22 protein-coding genes, 1 tRNA gene and 2 pseudogenes are annotated in these 24,731 nt (G+C 69.3%); 16 read left to right on the top strand and 9 right to left on the bottom strand.

The window, feature by feature from the left end; genetic code table 11:
- Nucleotides 1-35: 35 nt before the first annotated feature.
- From BWR60_RS21480 to BWR60_RS21440, 9 genes are all read left to right on the top strand, one after another.
- Nucleotides 36-299, top strand: coding sequence for a type II toxin-antitoxin system Phd/YefM family antitoxin (locus tag BWR60_RS21480; RefSeq protein ID WP_088153061.1), 264 nt, complete (start codon nt 36-38; stop codon nt 297-299).
- Nucleotides 289-747 (top strand): PIN domain-containing protein, encoded by a 459-nt coding sequence (locus BWR60_RS21475; RefSeq protein ID WP_088153060.1) that lies wholly within the window; start codon nt 289-291, stop codon nt 745-747. The genes BWR60_RS21480 and BWR60_RS21475 overlap by 11 nt, the downstream gene beginning before the upstream one ends.
- A 72-nt stretch (nt 748-819) precedes the next feature.
- Entirely contained in the window at nt 820-2,094 is a 1,275-nt protein-coding gene (preA, locus tag BWR60_RS21470) for an NAD-dependent dihydropyrimidine dehydrogenase subunit PreA (RefSeq protein WP_088153059.1), read from the top strand.
- A gap of 374 nt (nt 2,095-2,468) precedes the next feature.
- Nucleotides 2,469-2,993 (top strand): hypothetical protein, encoded by a 525-nt coding sequence (locus BWR60_RS21465; RefSeq protein WP_144445688.1) that lies wholly within the window; start codon nt 2,469-2,471, stop codon nt 2,991-2,993.
- A 44-nt stretch (nt 2,994-3,037) separates the two neighbouring features.
- Nucleotides 3,038-4,288: a Zn-dependent hydrolase gene (locus tag BWR60_RS21460; protein WP_088153057.1), complete on the top strand. Its 1,251-nt coding sequence runs from the start codon at nt 3,038-3,040 to the stop codon at nt 4,286-4,288.
- 3 nt (nt 4,289-4,291) lie between these two features.
- Nucleotides 4,292-5,113, top strand: a complete 822-nt coding sequence (locus tag BWR60_RS21455; RefSeq protein ID WP_088153056.1) for an ABC transporter ATP-binding protein — start codon at nt 4,292-4,294, stop codon at nt 5,111-5,113.
- Nucleotides 5,114-5,120: 7 nt separating this feature from the next.
- Entirely contained in the window at nt 5,121-6,041 is a 921-nt protein-coding gene (locus BWR60_RS21450) for an ABC transporter permease (protein ID WP_088153055.1), read from the top strand.
- The gene (locus BWR60_RS21445; RefSeq protein ID WP_088153054.1) at nt 6,038-6,991 is read left to right on the top strand and encodes an ABC transporter permease; all 954 of its coding nucleotides are present in this window, start codon (nt 6,038-6,040) and stop codon (nt 6,989-6,991) included. Before BWR60_RS21450 ends, BWR60_RS21445 begins: the two co-directional genes overlap by 4 nt.
- Before the next feature lie 28 nt (nt 6,992-7,019).
- Nucleotides 7,020-8,027, top strand: coding sequence for an ABC transporter substrate-binding protein (locus BWR60_RS21440; RefSeq protein ID WP_088153053.1), 1,008 nt, complete (start codon nt 7,020-7,022; stop codon nt 8,025-8,027).
- Nucleotides 8,028-8,110: 83 nt separating this feature from the next.
- On the opposite strand, the gene BWR60_RS21435 is transcribed toward BWR60_RS21440, so the two are convergent.
- The 5 genes and pseudogenes from BWR60_RS21435 to BWR60_RS21420 all read right to left on the bottom strand — a co-directional run bounded on the left by BWR60_RS21435 (nt 8,111) and on the right by BWR60_RS21420 (nt 12,983).
- Complete coding sequence (locus BWR60_RS21435; protein ID WP_144445687.1) at nt 8,111-9,871, bottom strand: calcium-binding protein; 1,761 nt, start codon at nt 9,869-9,871, stop codon at nt 8,111-8,113.
- Between the two features lie 173 nt (nt 9,872-10,044).
- Nucleotides 10,045-10,212 (bottom strand): annotated as a pseudogene (locus BWR60_RS39015) (calcium-binding protein); the annotation flags it as partial.
- Between the two features lie 401 nt (nt 10,213-10,613).
- Nucleotides 10,614-10,931: pseudogene (locus BWR60_RS39010) on the bottom strand (M10 family metallopeptidase C-terminal domain-containing protein); the annotation flags it as partial.
- Nucleotides 10,820-11,479: a M10 family metallopeptidase C-terminal domain-containing protein gene (locus BWR60_RS39005; RefSeq protein ID WP_088153050.1), complete on the bottom strand. Its 660-nt coding sequence runs from the start codon at nt 11,477-11,479 to the stop codon at nt 10,820-10,822. The gene BWR60_RS39005 and the pseudogene BWR60_RS39010, both read right to left, overlap by 112 nt.
- Before the next feature lie 637 nt (nt 11,480-12,116).
- Nucleotides 12,117-12,983, bottom strand: coding sequence for an EamA family transporter (locus BWR60_RS21420; RefSeq protein WP_088153049.1), 867 nt, complete (start codon nt 12,981-12,983; stop codon nt 12,117-12,119).
- A 92-nt stretch (nt 12,984-13,075) separates the two neighbouring features.
- Between BWR60_RS21420 and BWR60_RS21415 the strand changes: the two genes are divergently transcribed.
- The gene (locus tag BWR60_RS21415; RefSeq protein ID WP_088153048.1) at nt 13,076-13,540 is read left to right on the top strand and encodes an Lrp/AsnC family transcriptional regulator; all 465 of its coding nucleotides are present in this window, start codon (nt 13,076-13,078) and stop codon (nt 13,538-13,540) included.
- Between the two features lie 15 nt (nt 13,541-13,555).
- Here BWR60_RS21415 and recR read toward each other — a convergent pair whose 3' ends face one another.
- Complete coding sequence (gene recR / locus BWR60_RS21410) at nt 13,556-14,146, bottom strand: recombination mediator RecR (protein WP_088153047.1); 591 nt, start codon at nt 14,144-14,146, stop codon at nt 13,556-13,558.
- 140 nt (nt 14,147-14,286) lie between these two features.
- Here recR and BWR60_RS21405 point away from each other — a divergent pair.
- The 6 genes from BWR60_RS21405 (at nt 14,287) to BWR60_RS21380 (ending at nt 21,135) form a co-directional block, all read left to right on the top strand.
- Nucleotides 14,287-14,360: transfer RNA gene (locus tag BWR60_RS21405), tRNA-Gly, on the top strand.
- 182 nt (nt 14,361-14,542) lie between these two features.
- A complete protein-coding gene (gene aspT, locus BWR60_RS21400; protein WP_088153046.1) occupies nt 14,543-16,225 on the top strand; it encodes an aspartate-alanine antiporter in 1,683 nt (560 codons plus the stop codon).
- Between the two features lie 11 nt (nt 16,226-16,236).
- A complete protein-coding gene (locus tag BWR60_RS21395; RefSeq protein WP_088153045.1) occupies nt 16,237-17,856 on the top strand; it encodes a bifunctional aspartate transaminase/aspartate 4-decarboxylase in 1,620 nt (539 codons plus the stop codon).
- A gap of 4 nt (nt 17,857-17,860) precedes the next feature.
- The gene (locus BWR60_RS21390) at nt 17,861-18,319 is read left to right on the top strand and encodes a GNAT family N-acetyltransferase (protein ID WP_088153044.1); all 459 of its coding nucleotides are present in this window, start codon (nt 17,861-17,863) and stop codon (nt 18,317-18,319) included.
- 84 nt (nt 18,320-18,403) lie between these two features.
- Nucleotides 18,404-19,759: an aspartate aminotransferase family protein gene (locus BWR60_RS21385; RefSeq protein ID WP_088153043.1), complete on the top strand. Its 1,356-nt coding sequence runs from the start codon at nt 18,404-18,406 to the stop codon at nt 19,757-19,759.
- Nucleotides 19,760-19,773: 14 nt separating this feature from the next.
- On the top strand, nt 19,774-21,135 hold the full coding sequence (locus tag BWR60_RS21380; protein WP_230983132.1) for a glutamine synthetase family protein: 1,362 nt from the start codon (nt 19,774-19,776) through the stop codon (nt 21,133-21,135).
- 176 nt (nt 21,136-21,311) lie between these two features.
- Here BWR60_RS21380 and BWR60_RS21375 read toward each other — a convergent pair whose 3' ends face one another.
- The 3 genes from BWR60_RS21375 to BWR60_RS37745 all read right to left on the bottom strand — a co-directional run.
- Nucleotides 21,312-23,117, bottom strand: coding sequence for a M2 family metallopeptidase (locus BWR60_RS21375; protein ID WP_088153042.1), 1,806 nt, complete (start codon nt 23,115-23,117; stop codon nt 21,312-21,314).
- A gap of 264 nt (nt 23,118-23,381) precedes the next feature.
- Nucleotides 23,382-24,395 (bottom strand): serine hydrolase domain-containing protein, encoded by a 1,014-nt coding sequence (locus BWR60_RS21370; protein WP_088153041.1) that lies wholly within the window; start codon nt 24,393-24,395, stop codon nt 23,382-23,384.
- Nucleotides 24,392-24,731, bottom strand: a 340-nt coding sequence (locus tag BWR60_RS37745) for a hypothetical protein (protein ID WP_218823608.1), incomplete at its 5' end; no start/stop codon positions are given. The genes BWR60_RS21370 and BWR60_RS37745, both read right to left, overlap by 4 nt.

Genomic DNA, 24,731 nt, shown 5'->3' with positions numbered 1-24,731 from the left:
TGCTACATAAGTAGTGCATTCGGAGGAGTGACGCCATGAGCGACGGATCCAGCACCACCATCACCCTGCGCGAAGCCAATCAGGGCTTCGCCGAGATGATCCGCGCGGTCGAATCCGGCCAGGAATTCATCATCACCCGCCGCGGCGAGCCGGTGGCGCGGGTGGTGCCGGTGTCGCGCCGGCGCGTGCTGACCCCGTCCCAGCAGGCGGCGCTGGAGCGGACGCGGGCACGCATGACGCATGGCTATCGCAGCGCATCGCCGGAGCCTTTCGACCGCGACGCGCTGCATGACCGATAGGCGGTTCACCTTGGACACCAATGTCCTGGTCTATGCGATCGACACAGCCGAGGGCGAGAAGCACCGCCGGGCGAAGGACATCGTCGAGCGCGCGGTGCAGGCGGACAGTGTCCTCACGCTCCAGGCGCTGGGGGAATTCTACGTCACCTCCCAGCGCCGCCGCCTGTTGCCGGCGGCCGATGCCGCGGCCCAGATCGGTGATTGGGTGGAGCTGTTCGCGACCGTTGCTGCGGCTGACACGAATGTCGTGACCGCCGCGCTGGAAGCGGCCGCCAAGCGGTTCAGCTATTGGGACGCCATGATGCTGTCGACCGCCGGCAGCCATGGCTGCACCACGCTGCTGAGCGAGGACATGGCGGACGGCGCCACGCTGGGCGGCGTCACCGTGCGCAACCCGTTCCGGGGCGACCGGCTGCCGGACGAGATCGAGGCGCTGTTGACGGTTTGACCCGGCCGGCGCCGCCGGTCGGACGAGAAAACAAGCGGCCGCAGAGCCGAGGAACACCAGCAGGAGGCTGTCATGGCCGATCTGAGCAACGACTTCCTGGGGATCCGCTCCCCCAACCCGTACTGGCTGGCCTCGGCGCCGCCGACGGACAAGGAATACAACGTCGTCCGCGCCTTCCGCGCCGGCTGGGGCGGGGTGGTGTGGAAGACGCTGGGCGAGGACCCGCCGGTGGTCAACGTCTCCTCCCGCTACGGCGCCGTCAGCTACAACGGCACCCGCGTCGCCGGCCTGAACAACATCGAGCTGATCACCGACCGGCCGCTGGACGTCAATCTGCGCGAGATCAAGCAGGTCAAGCGCGACTGGCCGGACCGGGCCGTGATCGTGTCGCTGATGGTGCCCTGCGAGGAGGCAAGCTGGAAGGCGATCCTGCCGCTGGTCGAGGACACCGGCGCCGATGGCATCGAGCTGAACTTCGGCTGCCCGCACGGCATGTCGGAGCGCGGCATGGGCTCCGCCGTCGGCCAGGTGCCGGAATATGTCGAGATGGTCGCGCGCTGGTGCAAGCAGTTCACCCGCATGCCGGTGATCGTCAAGCTGACGCCGAACATCACCAACATCCTGGGGCCGGCGCGGGCGGCCAGGCGCGGCGGCGCCGACGCGGTGTCGCTGATCAACACCATCCAGTCGATCGTGTCGATCGACCTCGATGTGATGGCCCCGACGCCGACGGTCGACGGGCTGGGCACCCATGGCGGCTATTGCGGCCCGGCGGTGAAGCCGATCGCGCTGCGCATGGTCGGGCAGATCGCGCGCGACCCGGAATGCCGGGGCATGGCGATCTCGGCAATCGGCGGCGTCTCGACCTGGCGCGACGCGGCGGAGTTCATGGCGCTGGGCGCCACCAACGTCCAGGTCTGCACCGCGGCGATGACCCACGGCTTCAAGATCGTCGAGGACATGTCCTCCGGCCTGGCCAACTGGATGGACGGCAAGGGCTACGCCGACACCCGCGCCTTCCAGGGGCTGGCGGTGCCGAACTTCGTCGAATGGCAGGACCTGAACATCAACTTCAAGTCGGTCGCCAACATCGACCAGGACGCCTGCATCCAGTGCGGCAAGTGCTACATCGCCTGCGAGGACACCTCGCACCAGTCGATCTTCGCGCTGCGCACGCCCGAGGGCGGCCGCCGCTACGAGATCAATGAGGAAGAGTGCGTCGGCTGCAATCTGTGCATGCATGTCTGCCCGGTCGACAACTGCATCACCATGCAGACGGTCGACACCGGCCGGCCGTACCTGAACTGGCAGCACCACCCCAACAACCCGATGCGTGAGCCCGCATGACTCACACCCCCTACGTCCTGCGTCGCCTTGCGGTGAGTCGAATGAGGGCGCGGGCCACGAAGAGCGTATCGGACCATACGGTCGAGTGGCCCGCGCCCGCAGGCGGCCGCCGCAAGGCGACCCTTCGGGCCAGCGCCACAGGCCGGCAGGGTGCGTCGCCGCGCTTGCCCGATGTCCCCGCATCGCGCCGCGCGCGGCTCCTGCCCTGCCGGCCTGTGGCGCTGGCGCAGGGCGCAGGGGGTGTGAGCCATGCGGGCAAGGACGCCGCCGAATAACCCTCTCACTTTGATGCGATTTGGCATCGTCGGCTCGGGGGTGATCGGTCATGATGGCGCCCTTCCAATCATTCGATACGAAAAGAAGCGAGGGGTACAATGGCTGTCATGCGACGCGCGGTGCTGGTGGGGATCATGGCCGCGGCGCTCGCCGGATGTGCCGGCAGCAAGGCGCCGGCACCCGGACCTGTGGCGGAGGCCAAGATCGACGATTTCGCCGGCTCCTGGATCGGCGCGAGCCAGGAAGAGGTGCAGCGGGCCTCGGCGGTGATCGTCGAGCCGCGGACCGACGGCGGCTTCCGGCTGTTCTGGCGCAATGTCCAGGCCGGCGACGGCAAGGACGGGCTGGAGTTCCGCGAGCGCGAACTGGGCTTCCAGCCCTCGACCCGGCCGAACTTCTGGACCGCCTCGGTCCCAGCCGACCGCGCCTATGCCACCGCCAGCCTGGCCGGCCCGACCCTGACGGTCGAGGTCGTCGGCACCACCAAGGAAGGCAAGGTCGAGCGCCAGCTCTACCGCCGCACCCTGGTCGACGGCACCCATCTGAAGCTCGCCTACACCCGCGAGGTGGCGGGCCAGCCGGCCTCGACCATCGAGGGCGATTTCATCCGCAAGCCGGCCTGATCCGGGGCCAGGCCCCCGGATCCGACCTCAAGGACGTGTGAACGATGCAGCAGAACATCCAGATCGACCCGCAGCGCCTCTGGGACGCGATCATGGAGACCGCCGAGTTCGGCAGGACCCCGAAGGGCGGGGTCAAGCGCCTGACCCTGACCGATCTGGACAAGCAGGTGCGGGACTGGTTCCGGCAGCAATGCGAGGCGGTCGGCTGCATCGTCACCGTCGATGAGATCGGCAACATGTTCGCCCGCCGGCCGGGCCGGGATAACTCGCTGCCGCCGATCTGCGTCGGCAGCCATCTCGACACCCAGCCGACGGGCGGCAAGTTCGACGGCATCCTCGGGGTTCTCTCTGGCCTCGAGCTGCTGCGCACCCTGCACGACACCGGCTACGAGACCAACGCGCCGATCGAGGTCATCAACTGGACCAATGAGGAGGGCTCCCGCTTCGCCCCGGCGATGCTGGCCTCCGGCGTCTTCGCCGGCGTGTTCACCAAGGAATATGCCTACAGCCGGGAGGACCGCGAGGGCCGGCGCTTCGGCGACGAGCTGGACCGGATCGGCTATCGCGGCACGGAGCCGGTCGGTCAGCGCCAGCTCGGCGCCCATTTCGAGCTGCATATCGAGCAGGGGCCGATCCTCGAGGCCGAGGAGAAGGTGATCGGCGTCGTCACCGGCGTGCAGGGCATGCGCTGGTACGAGGTGACGGTGACCGGCCGCGAGAGCCATGCCGGGTCGACCCCGATGCGGCTGCGGCGCGACGCGCTGCGCGGCGCCGCCCGGATGATCGAGGCGGTGATCGCGGTCGGCGACGCCACCGCCGATGCCGTCGCCACGGTCGGCCTGGTCGAGGTCCGCCCGAACAGCCGCAACGTCATCCCGGGCGAGGTGTTCTTCACCATCGACTACCGCCACCCCGACGATGCGAAGATCGGGGTGATGGAAAAGGCCGCGCGAGAAGCGATCGACCGGATCGCGGCCGAGCTGAAGCTGGAGGTCAGGCTCGAGGCGATCTGGGATTCGCCGGCGGTGAAGTTCGACCCGGCCTGCATCGACGCGGTCGAGGCGGCGGCGCAGTCGAACGGCTTCAGCCATCGCCGCATCGTCTCTGGCCCCGGGCATGACTCGGCCTATATCGCCCGGGTGGCGCCGACCGCGATGATCTTCGTACCGTGCCGCGAGGGCATCAGCCACAACGAGGAGGAGAGCATCGAGTTCGACCACGCCGCCGCCGGGGCCAATGTGCTGCTGCGCGCCGTGCTCGATTACGACCGCTCGCTCGAACAGAAGGCGGGCTGAGGCATGGTGGTGTCGGCGGTCCGTCAATCCCCGCAGGTGGCGTCCGCCGCTCCGCCGGTGGTCGAGGCGCGCCGCCTCGGCCTGACCTTCCAGACCGCCGACGCGCCGGTGGTGGCGCTGCAGGATGTCGACCTGACCATCGGCGAGGGCGAGTTCGTGTCGCTGATCGGCCCGTCCGGCTGCGGCAAGACCACGCTGATGCGGGTGGTGGCCGACCTGGTGCGGCCGACCGCCGGCTCGGTCACGGTGAACGGGCTGACGCCGGAAGAGGCGCGGCTGGCCCGCGCCTATGGCTATGTGTTCCAGGCGCCGGCGCTCTATCCATGGCGCAATGTCCGCCGCAATGTCGAGCTGCCGCTCGAGATCATGGGCGTGCCGGCGGCGGAGCGGGAGGAGCGGGCGAGGGTCGCGCTCGGTACCGTCGGCCTGAGTCAGTTCGAGAAGAAGTTCCCGTGGCAGCTCTCCGGCGGCATGCAGCAGCGCGTGTCGATCGCACGCGCCCTCGGCTTCCAGCCGAAGCTTCTGCTGATGGACGAGCCGTTCGGCGCGCTGGACGAGATCACCCGCGATAACCTCAACGTCCATCTGTTGGACCTGTGGAATCGCACCAACCTGACCGTGATCTTCGTCACCCATTCGATCCCGGAGGCGGTGTTTCTGTCCTCCAAGATCGTGGTGATGTCGCCGCGGCCGGGCCGGATCCTCGACGTGATCGACAGCGACCTGCCGCGCCAGCGCGACCTCGACATCCGCGAGACGCCGGAATTCCTCGCCATCGCCCAGCAGGTCCGCGAAGGCCTGCGGGCCGGGCACTCCTACGAGTGAGGGCCGCATGACCGCCCTCGCCGAGACCCTGCCTGCCCGGCCGGGGGCCTGGGCGCGGCTGAAGGGCGGACGGGCGCTGCCGCTGGCGACTGTGCTCGGCGTGCTGCTGGTGGTCTGGTACCTCGCCTCGTTCTGGCTGAACGCGCCGGCGGCGGTGGAGCGGCTGAACCGCGCCGGGCCGGACTGGACCACGCAACAATTCTTCGAGGCCGTCTGGAAGCTGGACCGCCCGCTGCTGCCGACGCCGGACCAGGTGGCGGCCGACCTGTGGACCAACACAATCGGCCGGCCGGTCACCAGCAACCGCAGCCTCGTCTACCATGCCTGGGTGACGATGAGCTCGACCCTGGTCGGCTTCGTCCTCGGCACGCTGCTCGGCATCGGGCTCGCCGTCGGCATCGTCCATGTGCCGACGCTCGACCGGTCGCTGATGCCCTGGGTGATCGCCAGCCAGACCGTGCCGATCCTGGCGATCGCGCCGATGATCGTGGTCGTGCTCGGCAATATCGGCCTCACCGGCGTGATCCCGAAATCGATCATCTCCGCCTATCTCAGCTTCTTCCCGGTGACCATCGGCATGGTCAAGGGCCTGCGCTCGCCCGACCCGCTGCAACTCGACCTGCTGCGCACCTACTCCGCCAAGGGCGCGCAGGTGTTCTGGAAGCTGCGCTGGCCGGCGGCGGTGCCGTTCCTGTTCCCCAGCCTGAAGATCGCGATCTCGCTGGCGCTGATGGGGGCGATCGTCGGTGAGCTGCCGACCGGCGCCCAGGCCGGCATCGGCGCCCGGCTTCTGGCCGGCTCCTATTTCGGCCAGATGATCCAGCTGTGGTCGGCCCTGGTGATGGCGGCGATCCTGGCCCTGCTCTGTGTCTTCGCCGTCACCCTCACCGAGCGTGCCGTGATCGCCAGCCGCGGAGGCAAGGGATGAGCGCGAGGGTGCTGCGCAGCCTCGGCTGGCTGGTCCTGGCGGTGATCCTCGCCGCCGCCGTGCTGTGGTGGATCGGCGACGGCGGCGTGTTCGCGTCCGGCACCGCCTGGATCGCCCTGCCGATCGTCGCGGCGGTGGCTGCGTCCTGGGCGGCGCTGCGCGGCCTGTCGCCGGTGCCCGGCCGGGCCGCCGGCATTGCCGTGCCGGTCCTGTTCGGCGCCATGCTGCTGTGGCTGTGGCAGGTGCTGGTCACGGGATTCCAGGTGCCGCAGATCCTGCTGCCGGCGCCGTCGCAGATCGCGGCGCGCTTCGCCGCCAGCACCGACACGCTGTGGGTCGACTTCGTCCAGACCTTCATCCGCTCGGCCATACCGGGCTTCCTGATCGGGTCCGGCGCCGGCTTCCTGACCGCGGTGGCGATCGACCGCTCGCCCTTCCTGCAGCGCGGGCTGCTGCCGCTCGGCTCCGCAGTCTCGGCCATGCCGATCGTCGGCATCGCCCCGGTGATGATCATGTGGTTCGGCTTCGACTGGCACTCCAAGGCCGCCGTGGTCGTGGTCATGACCTTCTTCCCGATGCTGGTGAACGCGCTGGCGGGGTTGGAGGCCGCGGGGACGATGGAGCGCGACCTGATGCGGTCCTACGCCGCCAGCTACTGGCAGACGCTGTGGAAGCTGCGGCTGCCGGGGGCGCTGCCCTTCATCTTCAACGCGCTGAAGCTGAACGCCACGCTCGCCCTGATCGGCGCCATCGTGGCCGAGTTCTTCGGCACCCCGATCTACGGCATGGGCTTCCGCATCTCGACCGAGGTGGCGCGCCTCAATGTCGACATGGTGTGGGCCACCATCCTGGTCGCGGCGGTCGCCGGCTCCGCCTCCTACGGGCTGCTCGCCCTGGTGGAGCGGGCGACCACCTTCTGGCACCCTTCGATGCGGGAAGCAGAACGGTAAACAAGATCCAACGAACGGGAGAGGCTTTATGAAAAAGACGATTCTGGGACTGGCCTCGGCCGCGGCGCTGCTCGCGGCCATGGGCATGGCGCAGGCGGCGGACCCTTTCACCATCCAGCTGAAATGGGTCACCCAGGCGCAGTTCGGCGGCTACTACGTCGCGGCCGACAAGGGCTTCTACAAGGATGAGGGGCTGGACGTCACGATCAAGCCGGGCGGGCCCGACATCGCCCCGCCGCAGGTGATCGCGGCGGGCGGCGCCGACGTCATCGTCGAATGGATGCCGGCGGCGCTGGCGGCGCGCGAGAAAGGTGTGCCGCTGGTCAATGTCGCGCAGTTCTTCAACCGCTCCGGCATGATGCTGACCTGCAAGAAGGACAGCGGCGTCACCTCCCCGGCCGACTTCAAGGGCAAGACCCTCGGCGTCTGGTTCGCCGGCAACGAGTATCCGTTCCTGTCCTGGATGGGCAAGCTGGGCCTGTCGACCTCGGGATCCTCACCGGACGTCAAGGTGCTGCGCCAGGGCTTCAACGTCGACCCGCTGCTGCAGAACCAGGCGGCCTGCATCTCGACCATGATCTACAACGAGTACTGGCAGGTGATCGACGCCGGCGTGCCGGAGAGCGACCTGATCACCTTCTATTACGAGGACCAGGGCGTGGCGACGCTGGAGGACGGGCTGTACGCGCTCGACTCCAAGCTGAAGGACCCGGCCTATGTCGACCGGCTGGGCCGCTTCATCAAGGCGTCGGCCAAGGGCTGGGCCTACGCCAAGGCGCATCCGGACGAGGCCGGCAAGATCGTCGCCGAGGCCGATGCCTCCGGCGCGACCACCGACGCGGTGCAGACCCGCATGGCCGAGAACATCGCCAAGCTGATCACCGTGCCGGACGACAAGATCGGCTGGCTCGACCCCGAGGCGTACAAGCGTACGGTCCAGGTGCTGCTGTCGAGCAAGAGCGACCCGGTGATCACCAAGGACCCGGGCGACGCCGCCTGGACCCACGCCGCCTGGGACAAGGGCATGGGCAAGTAGGCTCTGCTCCGCTGAACAAAGAAGGGCCGGCGATAGCCGGCCCTTTCCGTTTGGCCGGGCGCCTGGGCGCCCGGCCCCAGTCCTTATAGCACGAAGTCCGACGCCTGCAGCGAGATGGCGCCGGTCAGCACGATGTGGAAGTCGGAGACGCCGTCGCCATTGATGTCGCCGGCGATGGTGGTCTGCCCGTTGTTGGCGGCGAAGCGCAACTCCCCGGCATGGTTCGTGAACAGGCCGTTGCCGATGAAGGTGAAGGCTTGGTCGCCGGAGGCACCGGTGTTGGCGTCGATTCCCGAGAGGTCGATCCGGTCCCCCTGGGCGTGGCTGAAATCGATGATCCGGTCGGCATTGGCCCCGACGACGCTGTCGCCCGTCGCCGTGAAGACAAAGCGGTCGCTGCCGATGCCGCCAGCCAGCGTGTCCTTGCCGGCTCCGCCGCGGAGCACGTCGTTGCCTTCATAGCCATTGAGCACATTGGCCCCGCTATTGCCGATCAGGGTGTCCCCGGCCCTGCTGCCGTTGACGTTCTCGATCGAAACGAGGATGTCGCCCTGGGCATTGCCACCAGTGCCCCTGCCAGTGGACAGATCCACCGTGACCCCCGTCGATTCGCTCCAGTAGCTGGCAGTGTCGATGCCGACGCCGCCATCGAGCCGGTCAGCCCCGGCCCCGCCGCGGAGCACGTCGTTGCCGTTCCAGCCCTGCAGGGTATTGGCGCCGGCATTGCCGGTGAGGCTGTCATTGCCCTGGCTGCCGGAGACGTTCTCGATTCCGGTCAGGACGTCGCCCTGGGCGTCGCCGCCGGTGCCCTTGCCGGTGGAGAGATCCACCGCGACCCCGACCGTGCCGGTGTAGTAGCTGGCGGTATCGGTGCCGGCGCCGCCGTCGAGGCGGTCGGCCCCGGCCCCGCCGCGAAGCACGTCGTTCCCCTCATAGCCGTTCAGCACGTTGGCGCCGGCATTGCCGGTGAGGCTGTCATTGCCGCGGCTGCCGGAGACGTTCTCGATTCCGATCAGGACATCGCCCTGAGCATTGCCCCCAATGCCCTTGCCGGTGGAGAGATCCACCGACACCCCGACGGTGTCCCCGTAGTAGCTGGCGGTGTCGATGCCGGCGCCGCCGTTGAGGCTGTCGGCCCCGGCACCGCCGACGAGGACGTCATTGCCATCCCCGCCCTGGAGGGTGTCGTTGCCGTCATAGCCCTGCAGCCGGTTGGCGCCGGCGTTGCCGATCAGGGTATCGGCGACGTTCGAGCCATTGACGTTCTCGACGCCGCTGAAAGTGTCGCCCTGGGCTTCGCCGCCGCTGCCCGTGCCGGCCAGCAGGTTCACGGTCACGCCGGTGTTGGTGCCGTAGTAGGTGACGGTGTCGACGCCGGCCCCGCCGATGAAGCGGTCGCTGCCGTCGCCGCCGCGGAGCACGTCGTCGCCATTGCCGCCAACGAGGGTGTCGCTGCCGTCGGCGCCGGAAAGGCTGTCGTTGCCGTTGCCGCCGAACATGGTGTCGCGATAGGCGGTGCCGGTGGCGGTGATCGCGGCGGTGGAGGTGTTGAAGACGAAGTCGCTGGCGCTGAGGCTGGCCAGCGAGACGTTCTGCAGGCGGATGATCTCGGTGTTGCTGAAGTAGCCGAGGGTGATGACGACGTCGGCGCCGTCCTGCTGCATGAAGGGCTGCAGGCTGCCGAGATCGGCGACCTTGAGGAAGGACAGGTCGATCCTGTCGCCGTTGGTGTTGAAGTCGGCGATGGTGTCGCTGCCGAAGGACCGGGTGTTGTAGGCGAAGACGTCGTTGCCGGCGCCGCAGCCCCGGCGGCACGAACAGGAGCTCGACCAGCAGCCAGCCATAGGCGGTGCCGCCCCACAGCCCGCCGACCGTGGCGCCGCCGTCCGGATCCCGGATCAGCAACGCCAGCGGCCGGTNCGTCCTGCTGCATGAAGGGCTGCAGGCTGCCGAGATCGGCGACCTTGAGGAAGGACAGGTCGATCCTGTCGCCGTTGGTGTTGAAGTCGGCGATGGTGTCGCTGCCGAAGGACCGGGTGTTGTAGGCGAAGACGTCGTTGCCGGCGCCGCCCATCATCCAGTCGTCGCCGGAGCCGCCGACCAGCCGGTCGGTGCCGGCGCCGCCGACGAGGGTGTCGCTGCCGTCGTCACCGGAAAGGGTGTCGTTGCCGTTGCCGCCGAACATGGTGTCGCGATAGGCGGTGCCGGTGGCGGTGATCGCGGCGGTGGAGGTGTTGAAGACGAAGTCGCTGGCGCTGAGGCTGGCCAGCGAGACGTTCTGCAGGCGGATGACCTCGGTGTTGCTGAAATAGCCGAGGGTGATGACGACGTCGTCGGCGTCCTGCTGCATGAAGGGCTGCAGGCTGCCGAGATCGGCGACCTTGAGGAAGGACAGGTCGATCCTGTCGCCGTTGGTGTTGAAGTCGGCGATGGTGTCGCTGCCGAAGGACCGGGTGTTGTAGGCGAAGACGTCGTTGCCGGCGCCNTGGTGTCGCGATAGGCGGTGCCGGTGGCGGTGATCGCGGCGGTGGAGGTGTTGAAGACGAAGTCGCTGGCGCTGAGGCTGGCCAGCGAGACGTTCTGCAGGCGGATGATCTCGGTGTTGCTGAAATAGCCGAGGGTGATGACGACGTCGTCGGCGTCCTGCTGCATGAAGGGCTGCAGGCTGCCGAGATCGGCGACCTTGAGGAAGGACAGGTCGATCCTGTCGCCGTTGGTGTTGAAATCGGCGATGGTGTCGCTGCCGAAGGACCGGGTGTTGTAGGCGAAGACGTCGTTGCCGGCGCCGCCCATCATCCAGTCGTCGCCGGAGCCGCCGACCAGCCGGTCGGTGCCGGCGCCGCCGACGAGGTTGTCGCTGCCGTCGCCACCGGAAAGGGTGTCGTTGCCGTTGCCGCCGAACATGGTGTCGCGATAGGCGGTGCCGGTGGCGGTGATCGCGGCGGTGGAGGTGTTGAAGACGAAGTCGCTGGCGCTGAGGCTGGCCAGCGAGACGTTCTGCAGGCGGATGATCTCGGTGTTGCTGAAATAGCCGAGGGTGATGACGACGTCNTGGTGTCGCGATAGGCGGTGCCGGTGGCGGTGATCGCGGCGGTGGAGGTGTTGAAGACGAAGTCGCTGGCGCTGAGGCTGGCCAGCGAGACGTTCTGCAGGCGGATGATCTCGGTGTTGCTGAAATAGCCGAGGGTGATGACGACGTCCGCGCCGTCCTGCTGCATGAAGGGCTGCAGGCTGGCGAGATCGGCGACCTTGAGGAACGACAGGTCGATCTTGTCGCCATTGGTGTTGAAGTCGGTGATCGTGTCGCTGCCGAAGGACCGGGTGTCATAGGCGAAGACATCGTTGCCGCCCCCACCCGTCAGCGTGTCATTGCCGCCGCGGCCGATGATCTTGTCGTTGCCGGAGCCGCCGACAATCGTCTCGCTGCTGTCGGTACCGATGTAGTCTGCCATTGCTGTTTCCCCTTTTTGCACGATGCAGGCGGCTGCCTGCGGATGGCCGCGGCGCGGGGCGCCGGGCACGACGGCGCTGCAGGCACCTTCCGTTGTGGAAGGCGTCCCCGCCCGCTTCCGTGCGATGGGCGGAAGCGGCGCCGTGTCGGATGTCTCAGGGAGCGGCCGGCCTTGCCGGCGCCGGAGGTGCTACAGGAGGAGGCGCAGGCCCCTCGGGCGGCCGGGGCTTCGGCCCGCCGCGTGCGATGTCGCTGCCATCGGGATGCGGGACGCCGAGGGCCGCTTCCATGCCGTCCCAGGCCTCGTTTCGATCAAGCGGATGACATCCAAGATGCTCCCCCACGCTCATTGCATATAATTTGATTCAAATTGGAACATACCGCGGCCATTCTCCGATCGGCAATCCGCCCTGGATGGCCCGCCGGTCGGCGGGCGCCGTTCGATCGGATGGTTCCGCAGGCCGGACGTGCCGCCGGCGGGCTGCTTGCGAGGACGCCGGGATCAGGGCCGTGTCATCACTGCGCTTGTCAGCCTGGATATCGGGGGATGGTGGCGCGATTGTGTCACCAGGGTGAGATTGTCGTCCCAATCCGACAATTTAGCGGGCTTTTCCGAATCGCCGCCGCGGCCCCGCGCTTCAGGCCCTGGCGGCCCGGTGCAGGGCGACACCCGCCATCACCAGGCCGATCCCGGCCAGCTCCCGCGGCGAGGGGACCTGTCCCAGCACCAGGACGCCGATCCCGGCGGCGGTGGCCGGCAGCAGCGACAGCATCAGCGCGAAGCTGGCACGGGGCAGCCGGGCCATGGCCAGCTGGTCGCAGACATAGGGGATGACCGAGGAGGCGATGCCGACCCCGATGCCGGCCAGCAGCAGCGCCGGGTCGGCGAGCGCCGGCAGCGCCGGGCCCAGGGCGATCGGGCTGATCGCGGCCAGCGCCACCAGCATGGCCACGGCCAGCCCGTCGACGCCGCCGGCCCCGGCGACGCGATGCCCCAGCATGATGTAGCCGACGAACAGCCCGCCATTGGCGAAGGCCAGGGCGTAGCCCAGCGCGTCGCCCTCCAGCCGCAGCTGGGTCAGCATCGCGACGCCGGCCGCCGCCAGGCCCAGCGCCACGACGTTGCGCCGGCTGTGCAGCCCCGCCAGCGCCAGGCCGATCGGCCCCAGGAACTCGATGGCGCCGACCGTGGCCAGCGGCAGCCGGGCGATGGCCAGGTAGAAGCAGCCATTCATCGCCGCCAGCACCAGGCCCAGCGCCAGCAGGGTGCGGCGGTCGGCCGGGCTGCTGCGCCGCCACAGCCGCCAGGGCCGGCGCCACAGCGTGAAGACCAGGGCGGCGGCGGCGATGCGCAGCCAGGCGACGCCCAGCACCTCCACCCGGGCGAACAGCAGCACGGCGCAGGCCGGCCCCAGATAGTGGAACACGGCGCTGATCACGAAGAACAGCTGCGGCGGCACCCGCCGCGCCAGCGGTGCGGCGCGGGACGCTTCGGAGGTCGACATGCCCGAAGCTTTGCATGTCCCGGCGAAGCGGCCCATGATCAGGCGAAGCCGGATGCAGCCTTCGGCCTTCGCTTCGAAGGAGATTTATCGAATTGACCTTTCAGCTCTCGCCGCTGCTCGCGGATGACCGGAACCTCGCCTTGATCCGCCTGCTGCAGGCCGAGCCGCGGCTGGGCACGGCCGAGCTGGCGCGGCGCATCGGCATGTCGGCGCCGGCGGTGCGCGAGCGGCTGCTGCGGCTGGAGGAGGCGGGGGTGATCCGCGGCTGGCGGCTGGAGCTGGAGCCGAAGGCGCTCGGCTACCCGCTGACCGTCTTCGTCCGCATCCGGCCGATGCCGGGGCAGGTGCCGAAGATCGCCGAGCTGGCGCGGGCGATGCCGCAGGTGGCGGAGTGCCACCGCATCACCGGCGAGGACTGCTTCATCCTGAAGGTGCATGTCGAGGCGATCGAGACGCTGGACCGGCTGCTCGACCGCTTCCTGGCGCATGGCCAGACCACCACCTCGATCGTCCAGTCGACCCCGGTGCCGCCGCGCGACCCGCCGCTGCCGGGGTAGAACCCGGGGCCGGTCCTACAGCCCGCGGCGCGAGCGCAGGGCGGCGACCAGCGTGCCGTCGTCGAGATAGTCCAGCTCGCCGCCCACCGGCACGCCGTGGGCCAGCCGGGTGATGCTGGGCCCGGCGCCCTCCAGCTTCTCGGCCAGGTAATGCGCGGTGGTCTGGCCGTCGACCGTGGCGTTCAGGGCCAGGATCACCTCGGTCACGCCCGGCTCGCGGGCGCGGGCCAGGAGGCGCGGGATCGCCAGGTCCTCCGGCCCGACACCGTCGATCGCCGACAGCGTGCCGCCCAGCACGTGGTAACGGCCGCGGAAGGCGCGCGCCCGCTCCAGCGCCCACAGGTCGGCCACCTGCTCGACCACGCAGATCACCCCGGCATCGCGGGTCGGGTCGCTGCAGATCGGGCAGGGGTCGATGGTGTCGAGATTGCCGCAGATCGAGCAGGGCACGATGGCCTCGGCCGCCGCCTCCAGCGCCTCGGCCAGCGGGCGCATGACCGTGTCTCGGTGGCGCAGCAGGTGCAGCGCGATCCGGCGGGCCGAGCGGGGCCCCAGCCCCGGCAGCCTTGCCAGCAGGTCCATCACAGTGGCGATCTCGCCGCTCATCCGCGCTCCATTTCGTCGGCGTTGCCGTGCCGCGATCCTATCCGACGCATCGTCGTAGCACAGCGGGCAAAACCCGACCTGCCACGATCGCACCGAGGCGCCTTGAACGGCATCGGCGCTTCGCCTATAACCGACGGCGCGCGGGTGTAGCTCAATGGTAGAGCAGAAGCTTCCCAAGCTTACGACGAGGGTTCGATTCCCTTCACCCGCTCCAGCCTCTCCTGAAATCGCCGCCCTCGCGCCCTGCCGTCGACGCCCGGCACTGCCGATTCGTGCTATGATTCGGCCGTAATCGCGGCAGCGATTACCATAGTATTCAGAGCGTGGGAGTTTGGATGACGCCACTGGCGTCTTCGACGATGGTCATGTAGCGCCTCCAGATGATGGAGCACACGCATGGAAATACTTCATAATTTATTCAAAGCCTCGCCAGAGGCGGCGCTGTTCCTGTCGCTGGCGATCGGCTACGCGGTCGGCAAGATCCAGTTCGGGCGATTCCAGTTCGGCGGGGTCGCCGGCTCGCTGATCGCCGCGGTGCTGATCAGCCAGGTCGGCGTGACGATCGACCCCGGCATCAAGGCGGTGGCCTTCGCCCTGTTCATCTACGCCGTCGGCTTCGAGAGCGGCCCGCAATTCTTCAATTCGCTGAACCGCTCGGCGCTGCGCGAGATCGCGCTCGCCGTGTTCCTGGCGGCGACCGCGCTGGTCACCGTCATCCTCTGCGCCCGGATCGGCGGGCTGGACAAGGGGCTGGCGGCCGGCATCGCCGCCGGCGGGCTGACCCAGTCGGCGATCATCGGCACCGCCGGCGACACGCTGAACCGCCTCGGCCTGCCGGCCGACGAGGTGGCGCGCCAGCAGGCCGAGATCGCGATCGGCTACGCCGTGACCTACATCTTCGGCTCGCTGGGGCCGATCCTGGTCTGCCTGATCCTGATCCCGCGCCTGTTCGGCCGCGACATCCGCGAGGATGCGGTGAAGGCGGAGCGGGCGCTGGCCGGCGGCGGCGCGGTGCTGGGCCGCGGCGACGTCGCCGCGGCGCCGGCGCTGGTCGGCCGCACCTATGCCGTCACCGCCGCCGCCGGGCGGACGGTCGGCGAGATCGAGGCCGCGGCGCCGGGGATCACCATCGAGCGGGTGCGCCGCGGCGACGAGGCGCCGGCGCTCGACCCCGGGCTGCGGCTCGAGCCCGGCGACCACGTGCTGGTGGTCGGCCGGCGCGAGGCGGTGGTCGCGGCGGCGCCGGCGATCGGCACAGAGGAACCGGCCACAGTCGGCATGGAGATGGTGCTGCATCTCCGCGACGTGGTCTTCACCCGCCCCGGCGCCAATGGCAGGACGATCGGCGAGCTCAAGGCCCAGGCCGACGCCGCGGCCAAGCACGGCGTCTATATCGCCGGCATCACCCGGATGGAGCGGCCGCTGCCGGTGCTGGACGGCACCGCGCTGCATCACGGCGACGTGATCACGCTGCAGGGCGCTGCCTCCGATGTCGACCGGGCGGCCAGGCTGCTCGGCTACGAGATCGCGCCCAGCGACAAGACCGATTTCGTCTATCTCGGCCTCGGCATCCTGCTCGGCCTGCTGGTCGGCCTGATCACCGCGCGGGTCGGCGGCATCCCGCTGACCCTCGGCAGCGGCGGCGGCGCGCTCCTGTCCGGCCTCGTCTTCGGCTGGCTGCGCGCCAAGCACCCGACCTTCGGCGCGATGCCCTCGGCGGCCGGCCAGATCCTGAAGGATTTCGGCCTCGCCGCCTTCGTCGCCTGCGTCGGCCTGTCCTCCGGCGCCCAGGCCTGGACCACGCTGCAGCAGAGCGGCGCCGCGATCTTCGTGCTCGGCCTCGTGGTCACGCTGGTGCCGCTGGTCCTGACCCTGCTCTTCGGACGCTACGTGCTGCGCTACGACAACGCCGCCATCCTGGCCGGCGCCCTGTCCGGCTCGCGCAGCGCCAACCCGGCCTTCGGCGCCGTGCTCGACAAGGCCGGCAACTCGGTGCCGACCGTGCCCTTCGCCATCACCTACGCCATGGCCAATGTGCTGCTGACCATCCTCGGCCCGCTCGTGGTCGGTCTGGTTTGAGGAGAGCCATCATGAACGACACCGCACCCGCCATCGACGAGAAGACCGCCGTCTCGCTCGCCAAGCTCAGCCCGTTCGAGCTGAAGGACGCGCTGATCCAGCTGGCCAGGAGCGACGCCGACCGGATGATGCTGAACGCCGGCCGCGGCAACCCGAATTTCCTGGCGACCGTGCCGCGGCACGGCTTCTTCCAGCTCGGCCTGTTCGCCATGACCGAGGCCGAGCGCTCCTTCGCCTATATGCCGGAAGGGGTCGGCGGCTTCCCGAAGCGCGACGGCATAGAGGAGCGGTTCGAGATCTTCGCCCGCGCTCACAAGGACGTGCCCGGCGTGTCCTTCCTGGTCGGCGCCGTCTCCTATGTCCGCGACCAGCTCGGCCTCTCCGCCGGCGATTTCCTGTACGAGATGTGCGAGGGCATCCTGGCCTGCAACTACCCGGTGCCCGACCGGATGCTGGTGCTCAGCGAGAAAATCGTCGGCCAGTACCTGCGGAAGGAGATGATCGGCCGCCAGCCCTTCACCGGCGATTTCGACCTCTACGCGGTCGAGGGCGGCACCGCGGCGATGACCTATCTGTTCAACAGCCTGCGCGAAAACCGGCTGCTGGCGCCGGGCGATGCGATCGCCATCGGCCTGCCGATCTTCACCCCCTATATCGAGATCCCGCATCTCAACGACTACAAGCTGGTCGAGGTCGGGCTGGACGCCGACCCGGAGAAGGGCTGGCAGTACGACGACAAGGAGCTCGACAAGCTGCTCGACCCGAAGGTGAAGGCCTTCTTCCTGGTCAACCCGTCCAACCCGCCCTCGGTCAAGCTGGGCGCGGCCAATCTGAAGCGGCTGCAGGAGATCGTGGCCAAGCGGCCCGACCTGATCCTGCTGACCGACGACGTCTACGGCACCTTCGCCGACGACTTCGTCTCGCTGTTCGCGACCTGCCCGCGGAACACCATCCTGGTCTATTCCTACTCGAAGTATTTCGGCGCCACCGGCTGGCGCCTCGGCGTGATCGCCACCCACCGGGACAACGTGCTCGACCGCAGCATCGCCAGGCTGCCGGCCAAGGTGCAGAAGGAGCTGGACGAGCGCTACGCCTCGATCACCACCGACCCGCGGCACCTGCCCTTCATCGACCGGGTGGTGGCCGACAGCCGCACCGTGGCGCTGAACCACACGGCCGGCCTGTCGACGCCGCAGCAGGTGCAGATGGTGCTGTTCTCGCTGTTCTGCCTGATGGACGAGCCCGATTCCTACAAGAAGGCGATGAAGCGGATCATCCGCCGCCGCAAGGCCGCTTTGTACCAGGCGGCGGGGGTGACGGTGGAGGAGGATGAGAACTCGGTCGACTACTACACCATCCTCGACCTCGAGGTGCTGGGCACACGGCTGCATGGCCGCAAATTCGTCGACTGGTTCATGAAGAACACCAGGCCGCAGGAGGTGCTGTTCCGCCTGGCCAGGGACAGCGGCGTGGTGCTGCTGCCCGGCCGCGGCTTCGGCACGCTGCATCCTTCGGCCCGGGTGTCGCTCGCCAACCTCAACGAGACCGACTACGTCAAGATCGGCACCGCGATCCGCACCCTGATGGCGGAGTATGTCGAGCGGTTCCAGGCGGCGGGGAAGAAGAAATAGGCCGATGGCTCCGACCATCACGGTCCCACACCAGCCCGGCCCGTCCGACCGCGACGCCATCGCCCGCGCGCTGTTCGCCTTCAACGACGCCGTGGCCGGACCATCCGGCTACCGGCCGCTGGCGTTGCTGATCCGGGATCCGGACGGCGGCGCCACGGTCGGCGGGCTGTGGGGCGGCACCGCCTATGGCTGGCTGCTGGTCGAGCTCCTGTTCGTGCCGCCGGGGCTGCGGCGCCGGGGCCTCGGCTCGCGGCTGCTGGCGCAGGCCGAGGACATCGCGCGGCGGCGCGGCTGCCGGGGCGCCTGGCTGGACACGCACGGCTTCCAGGCGCCGGGGTTCTACCGGCAGCACGGCTACGAGGTGTTCGGCACGCTGCCGGACTATCCACCCGGCCACGACCGGTTCTTCCTGCGGAAAGCCCTGTCCCCCTCCGGCGAAGGACCCGGCCGACCGACAGCATGACGGTCCCGCGGTCGGGACCCGTTCCGCTCGCCGGCGCCTCCCCCTAATCTCTCCGGCGCCACATACCTAGGAGGGAGGCAGGACATGAACCATGCGGGCAAGGTGATCGAGGGCCTGATGCGGGCGGAGCTCGATCGCTACACGGCGGCGAACCCCGCCTCGCGGCGCCTGGCGGAGCGGGCGGCGGAGGCCTTTCCCGGCGGCGTGCCGCTGCACTGGATGCGCGACTGGGCCACGCCCTTTCCGCTGTTCATGGCCGAGGCGAGGGGCGCGGAGCTCATCGACGCCGACGGCCACCACTACGTCGATTTCTGCCTGGGCGACACCGGGTCGATGTTCGGCCATTCGCCGGCGCCGGTGGTGCGCGCGGTGTCCGACCAGATCGCCCGCGGCGTCACCGCCATGCTGCCGACCGAGGACGGCGTTGCCGCCGCCGAGGCCCTGGCCCGGCGTTTCGGCCTGCCGTTCTGGCAGGTGACCACGACCGCGACCGATGCCAACCGCTTCGTGCTGCGCTGGGCGCGCGCGATCACCGGCCGGTCGAAGATCCTGGTGTTCAACGGCTGCTATCACGGCACGGTCGACGACACCTTCGTGCGGCTGGAGGATGGCCGCGCCGTGCACCGCCCCGGCCTGCTGGGCCAGGCGACCGACCTGACCGCCACCACCAAGGTGGTCGAGTTCAACGATCTCGCGGGGCTGGAGGCGGCGCTGGCGCCGGGCGACGTCGCCTGCGTCATCACCGAGCCGGCGCTGACCAATATCGGCATGGTGCTGCCGGAGCCGGGCTTCCACGCGGCCCTGCGCGACCTGACGCGCCGGCACGGCACGCTGCTGGTGATCGACGAGACCCACACCATCTCGACCGGCCCCGGCGGCTGGACCCGGGAATACGGGCTGGAGCCTGATGTCTTCACCCTCGGCAAGCCGATCGCCGGCGGCATCCCCTGCGGCGTCTACGGCTTCACCGCCGAGATCGAGGCACGGATGCGCCGGGTCGAGGCCGGCGTGCCGCACGGCCATAGCGGCATGGGCACCACCCTCTCGGCCAATGCGCTCGCCATGCGCGCGCTCAGGGCGATGCTGGAGGAGGTGATGACCGAGGCCGCCTATGCCGGCATGGTCGACCGCGCCAGAGGTCTGGCTGCCGGGATCGAGGCCGCGGTGGCGCGCCATGGCCTGGCCTGGCACGTCACCCAGATCGGCGCCCGGGTCGAGTTCCACTTCACGCCCACACCCTATCGCAGCGGCAGCGAGGCCGCGGCGGCGATGCGGCCGGATCTGGAGCAGCTGGTGAACCTGTTCCTGATCAACCGCGGCATCCTGATCGCGCCGTTCCACAACATGATGCTGACCAGCCCGGCCACGACGGAGGCGCAGATCGCCCGCTTCCACGACGCCTTCGACGCCTGCGCCGCGGCGCTGGCCGGCCACGCCTGAGGGGAGGACCGGACATGCCCGATATGACCAAAGGCGCCGATCCCGCCGAGGAGTGCCTGGACTTCCTGGCCCGGCACCGCGACGTCCGCTTCGTCGACATCCTGCTGACCGATGCCTGCGGCGTGCAGCGCGGCAAGCGCATCCCGGTCGGCGAGCTGGAGCGGATCTGGCGCAACGGCCGCTACATGCCCGGCTCGATCATCAGCCTCGACATCACCGGGGCGGATGTGGAGGAGACCGGACTGGTGTGGGAGGACGGCGACGCCGACCGCACTGCCCGCCCCGTGCCCGGCACGCTGGTGCCGGTGCCGTGGAAGGCCGAGCCCTCCGCCCAGGTCCTGCTGACCCTGTTCGAGCTGGACGGCACGCCCTCGGCCTACGACCCGCGCCAAGTGCTGGCCCGGGTGGTGTCGCGGCTGGCCGCCGATGGCCTGCACCCGGTGGTGGCGGTGGAGCTGGAATTCTATGTCTTCGACGCGTCCTGGCGCGAGACCGGGCGGCCGGTCCCGCCGCAGGGCGCCAGCAGCGGCAAGCAGGCCTATGGCGTCGCCGATCTCGACGAGCTCGGCGATTTCCTGGCCGATCTCTACGCCTGCTGCGAGATCCAGGGCCTGCCGGCCGACACCGCGATCAGCGAATACGCGCCGGGCCAGGTCGAGATCAACCTGAAGCACCGCGCCGACGCGCTGCGGGCGGCCGACGACGCCATCATGTACAAGCGGCTGGTCCGCGCCGTGGCGAAGCGGCACGGGATGGAGGCCACCTTCATGGCCAAGCCCTATGCCGGCGAGACCGGCAGCGGCACCCATCTGCACATCAGCCTGGCGGATGGCGACGGCGGCAACCGCTTCGCGGCCGAGGGCGGGGACGAGCTGCTGCGCCACGCCATCGGCGGCATGGGGGCGACGATCCGCGACGGCATGCTGGTGTTCGCGCCCAACGCCAACTCCTACCGCCGGTTCCAGACCCTCAGCTACGCGCCGCTGGCGCCGACCTGGGGCGTCAACAACCGCACCGTGGCGCTGCGCGTTCCGATCGGCCCGCCGGCGGCCAAGCATGTCGAGCACCGGGTGGCGGGCGCCGACGCCAACCCGTATCTGGCGCTGGCGGCGGCGCTGGCCGGGATGCATCGCGGCATCCTCGACCGGCGCGACCCCGGCCCGCCGGTGACCGGCAACGGCTACGGCACCCCGGCCTCGGACATCCCGCCGAACTGGCTCGATTCGATCCGCGACTTCCGGGAGTCGGCGCTGATGCGCGACTATCTCGGCGACGCCTTCGTCGACGCCTTCGCCAAGATCAAGCTGGCCGAGTACCGGCGCTTCCACAGCCAGGTGCCGCCGCTGGATTTCGATTGGTACGTCAAGGTGGTGTGAGGGACGGCGCTCGGCCGAAGAACGGATTGCCTCTCCCGCCTGGCGGGAGAGGTCGGGCGCCCGAAGGGCGACCGGGTGAGGGCTGGTCCTGGCCTCGACAAAATCCCCTCACCCTGAGCCGCTTCGCGTCTCCGACCTCTCCCGCAAGCGGGAGAGGCAAAAGGAATGTCGACCCGTCACCACCCGCAGCTCTCGCCCTTGTTCTGCTCGGTCAGCCAGGCGTTCAGGGGTGTGAAGTACTCGACCACGGCGCTGGCGTCGGTCTCGCGCGCGCCGGTGAAGGCCTCCAGCTCGTCCGGCCACGGCTTGGACTGGCCCATCTCCAGCATCGCGTTGAAGCGCTCGCCGACCTCCTTGTTGCCGTAGACCGAGCAGCGATGCAGCGGCCCGGTCCAGCCGGCCTGCTGGCAGGCGGCGCGGTGGAACTGGAACTGGTAGATCGCCGCCAGGAAGTACCGCATATAGGGCGTGTTGCCGGGGATGTGGTACTTGGCGCCGGGGTCGAAGGCGTCGGCCGGGCGTGGCCCCGGCGGCACCAGACCCTGGTACTTCAAGCGCAGCGCCCACCAGGCATCGTTGTACTGTTCCGGCTTGGCTTGGCCAGCGAACACCTCCCAGCGCCAGCGGTCGACCAGCAGGCCGAAGGGCAGGAAGGCGATCTTGTCGAGCGCCATCTTCAAGAGGAACGGGATGTCGCCCTCGGCGCCCGGCACCTTGTCCAAGAGGCCGATCTGGTTCAGGTAGGTCGGGGTCAGCGCCGACAGCCCGACGAAATCGCCGATCGCCTCGTGGAACCCGTCATTGGCCCCGTTCTTGAAGATGTAGGGCTGGCCTTTGTAGGCGCGCTGATAGTAGTTGTGCCCCAGCTCGTGGTGGACGGTGTAGAAATCCTCGCCATTGATCTTGGTGCACATCTTGATGCGGACGTCGTCGCGGTCGTCGAGGTCCCAGGCCGAGGCGTGGCAGACGACGTCGCGCCCCTCCGGCCGCACGATCTGCGACCGCTGCCAGAAGGTCTCCGGCAAAGGCGCCAGGCCGAGCGAGGTGTAGAAGGCCTCGCCGGTCTTCACCATCTTCGTGGCGTCGTAGCCCTGGGCGACCAGCAGCTTGTCCAGGCTGTAGCCCTCGGCCTCGTCCTGCGGCGCCACCAGGTCGTAGATGTTGCCCCAGGACTGGGCCCACATGTTGCCCAGCAGGTCGGCGCGGATCGGCCCGGTCTTCGGCTGCACCGCGTCGCCGTATTGCGCGTTCAGCCGGCCGCGGACATAGCAGTGCAGGTTCTTGTAGAAGGGCTCGACCTGGCCCCACAGCCGGTCGGTCTCGGCGGCGAAATCGTCGGCCGGCATGTCGTAGCCGGAGCGCCAGAGGGCGCCGGTGTCGGCATAGCCCAGCGCCGTCGATCCCTCATTTGCCAGCGCCACCAGCCTTGCATAGTCCGGCCGCATCACCGGCGCGATCGAATGCCAGCCCTCCCACACCGCCCTGGTCTCGGCCGGGTCGCGCGAGGCGGCCAGGATGTCCTCGGCGTCGCTCAGGGTCAGGGTCTTGCCCTGCAGCTGGAACTCGCCGGTGGAGTAGATGGAATCCAGCTTGGTGCTCAGCGTCGCCAGCTCGCGCGCGGCACCCGGCCGGTCCGGCGCCGGCAGCACCAGGTTGCGCTTCAGGATGTCGAGCTTGCGCCGGGTGACAGGGTCGAGCGTGAGGCCGTCGAAGCGCGACGCCTGCTTGGCATAGGCGCTGGTCTTCTCGGTCCATTCGCCATTGGCCTTGGCTTCCAGCCACTGGGTGTCGTCGGTGATGAAGGTGGCGCGCACCCAGGACGCCTTGTTGAGATATTCGCTGGTGGCGGCCAGGTCGGCCTCGGCCTTGTCGACGAAGGCGCGGGCCTCTTCCGGGGTCGGCGCAGCGGTCTGGGCCGGGGCGGCGATGCCCCACAGCAGGGCGGCCGCGGCTGTGCCGGCGGCCAGCAGGCGGGATCTCATCGGAACGGTCCCCCTATGCATTGAATTTTATGAGAAATTGCCGGCCTTCTCTCCATGGCCGGACCGATTGCGCCCATGGAAACGGGAGGGAAATCGCCTGTCAATCGCCGCGTTGCCGGGCAGAGCGGTGCCCGAAATATCAACCCGTCATGGCGAGCCCCGAAGGGGCGCGGCCATCCAGCGGCGCCGCCCCCTTGGATGGCCACGTCGCTACGCTCCTCGCCATGACGAAAAAGGGCTTCTGACCCCAGTCCGCTCCCTGACCTAAAACGGCCAGGCAGCCGACACGGCGTTCGACACGCCTCGGCGCAGGGCCTGGATGCCGGTCTCGACATGGCGCGACGGGTGCACCCGGTTGGTCAGCAGCGTCCAGGCGTGGCCGCGCTCCAGGTCGATCCACATCGCCGTGCCGGTGAAGCCGGTGTGGCCGATGGTGTCGGGCGAGCACAGCGACCCGCCGGACCAGCCCTCGTGCCGCACCTGCCAGCCCAGGCCGTGCGGATGGCCCTCGGCGCGCAGCATCTCGGCGATGGTGGCCGGCCGCAGCACCTCCTCGGCCAGGAAGGCCCGGGCGAAGTCCAGCACCGCGGCGGCGCTGCCGAACAGCCCGGCATGGCCGGCCAGGCCGCCCAGGGCATAGGCGTTCTCGTCATGCACCTCGCCGCGCATCACCCGGCCGCGCCAGGTGCAGCGCTCGGTGGCGGCGGCGCGGGCCGGGCCGGGGCTGACGGCGAAGTCGCCGGGCGGCAGCAGGTCGCGCAGCGGCTTGTCCCGCAGCCGCTCGACCAGGATGCCCAGCAGCACGTAGTTGACGTCGGAATAGCCGTCGGCGCCGGCGGTCCAGTCCTTCTGCAGCACCAGTGCCTTCAGCGTCTCGGCGTCGTTGCCCCAGGTGTACAGCGGCTCCACCGCCGGCAGGCCGGAGCGGTGGGACAGCAGCTGGCGGATGGTGACCTGCCGCACCCAGTGCTCGGGCTGGTACTGGCGCAGGTCCGGCAGGTGCAGCGCCAGCGGGTCGGACAGGTCGACACGCCCCTGTTCGACCAGCCGCAGCACTTCGGTGGCGGTCAGGATCACCTTGGTCAGGCTGGCCAGGTCGAACAGCGTGTCCTCGGCCAGGGGCACCAGCTGCGGCACCAGCACGGCCTGGCCGCCGAAGCGGATCGCGCGGTCGCCGTCACGGGTCACCAGCCCCAGCACTGCGCCGGGGATGCGGCCGGCGTCGATCGCTTCATCGATCAGGGCGAAGGCGGCATCGGCCGCGGCGGCAAGGGTCATTCGAGGGAGTCCGGCAACCTGATGAAGTCCCCCCTCCCCTCGCGGGAGGGGGSWAGGGGGAGGGGGTTCGCACCGTTGGAACCGAAGCCGGTGGTCGGCATCAGGCCGTGGCGATGTGTCAGGATTGAATAAGACCACGCCCCTCGATCGACAACCCCCTCCCCCTTGCCCCCTCCGGCGAGGGGTGGGGGGACTCGAGAACGAGTGGCGATCAGCAAGGCGCTCACGCCGCGCGGGTCATCGGCCAGCGGCACGAAGCCGATCGCCGGGAAGGCCGGGAACACGCCGTGGAACAGGTAGATCAGCAGCGCCCCGAGCCAGAAGGACGGCACGGTG

The sequence above is a fragment of the Inquilinus limosus genome (genome assembly GCF_002195995.1).
GTDB classification, from domain to species: Bacteria; Pseudomonadota; Alphaproteobacteria; order DSM-16000; family Inquilinaceae; genus Inquilinus; species Inquilinus limosus_C.
This window is presented reverse-complemented; position numbering and strand designations above follow the sequence as displayed.

Coding starts and splice junctions, on each gene's coding strand:
- BWR60_RS21480 (WP_088153061.1), top strand. CDS start 36: ATGAGCGACGGATCCAGCACCACCATCACCCTGCGCGAAGCCAATCAG.
- BWR60_RS21475 (WP_088153060.1), top strand. CDS start 289: ATGACCGATAGGCGGTTCACCTTGGACACCAATGTCCTGGTCTATGCG.
- preA (WP_088153059.1), top strand. CDS start 820: ATGGCCGATCTGAGCAACGACTTCCTGGGGATCCGCTCCCCCAACCCG.
- BWR60_RS21465 (WP_144445688.1), top strand. CDS start 2,469: ATGGCTGTCATGCGACGCGCGGTGCTGGTGGGGATCATGGCCGCGGCG.
- BWR60_RS21460 (WP_088153057.1), top strand. CDS start 3,038: ATGCAGCAGAACATCCAGATCGACCCGCAGCGCCTCTGGGACGCGATC.
- BWR60_RS21455 (WP_088153056.1), top strand. CDS start 4,292: ATGGTGGTGTCGGCGGTCCGTCAATCCCCGCAGGTGGCGTCCGCCGCT.
- BWR60_RS21450 (WP_088153055.1), top strand. CDS start 5,121: ATGACCGCCCTCGCCGAGACCCTGCCTGCCCGGCCGGGGGCCTGGGCG.
- BWR60_RS21445 (WP_088153054.1), top strand. CDS start 6,038: ATGAGCGCGAGGGTGCTGCGCAGCCTCGGCTGGCTGGTCCTGGCGGTG.
- BWR60_RS21440 (WP_088153053.1), top strand. CDS start 7,020: ATGAAAAAGACGATTCTGGGACTGGCCTCGGCCGCGGCGCTGCTCGCG.
- BWR60_RS21435 (WP_144445687.1), bottom strand. CDS start 9,871: ATGGCTGGCTGCTGGTCGAGCTCCTGTTCGTGCCGCCGGGGCTGCGGC.
- BWR60_RS21420 (WP_088153049.1), bottom strand. CDS start 12,983: ATGTCGACCTCCGAAGCGTCCCGCGCCGCACCGCTGGCGCGGCGGGTG.
- recR (WP_088153047.1), bottom strand. CDS start 14,146: ATGAGCGGCGAGATCGCCACTGTGATGGACCTGCTGGCAAGGCTGCCG.
- aspT (WP_088153046.1), top strand. CDS start 14,543: ATGGAAATACTTCATAATTTATTCAAAGCCTCGCCAGAGGCGGCGCTG.
- BWR60_RS21395 (WP_088153045.1), top strand. CDS start 16,237: ATGAACGACACCGCACCCGCCATCGACGAGAAGACCGCCGTCTCGCTC.
- BWR60_RS21390 (WP_088153044.1), top strand. CDS start 17,861: ATGGCTCCGACCATCACGGTCCCACACCAGCCCGGCCCGTCCGACCGC.
- BWR60_RS21385 (WP_088153043.1), top strand. CDS start 18,404: ATGAACCATGCGGGCAAGGTGATCGAGGGCCTGATGCGGGCGGAGCTC.
- BWR60_RS21380 (WP_230983132.1), top strand. CDS start 19,774: ATGCCCGATATGACCAAAGGCGCCGATCCCGCCGAGGAGTGCCTGGAC.
- BWR60_RS21375 (WP_088153042.1), bottom strand. CDS start 23,117: ATGAGATCCCGCCTGCTGGCCGCCGGCACAGCCGCGGCCGCCCTGCTG.
- BWR60_RS21370 (WP_088153041.1), bottom strand. CDS start 24,395: ATGACCCTTGCCGCCGCGGCCGATGCCGCCTTCGCCCTGATCGATGAA.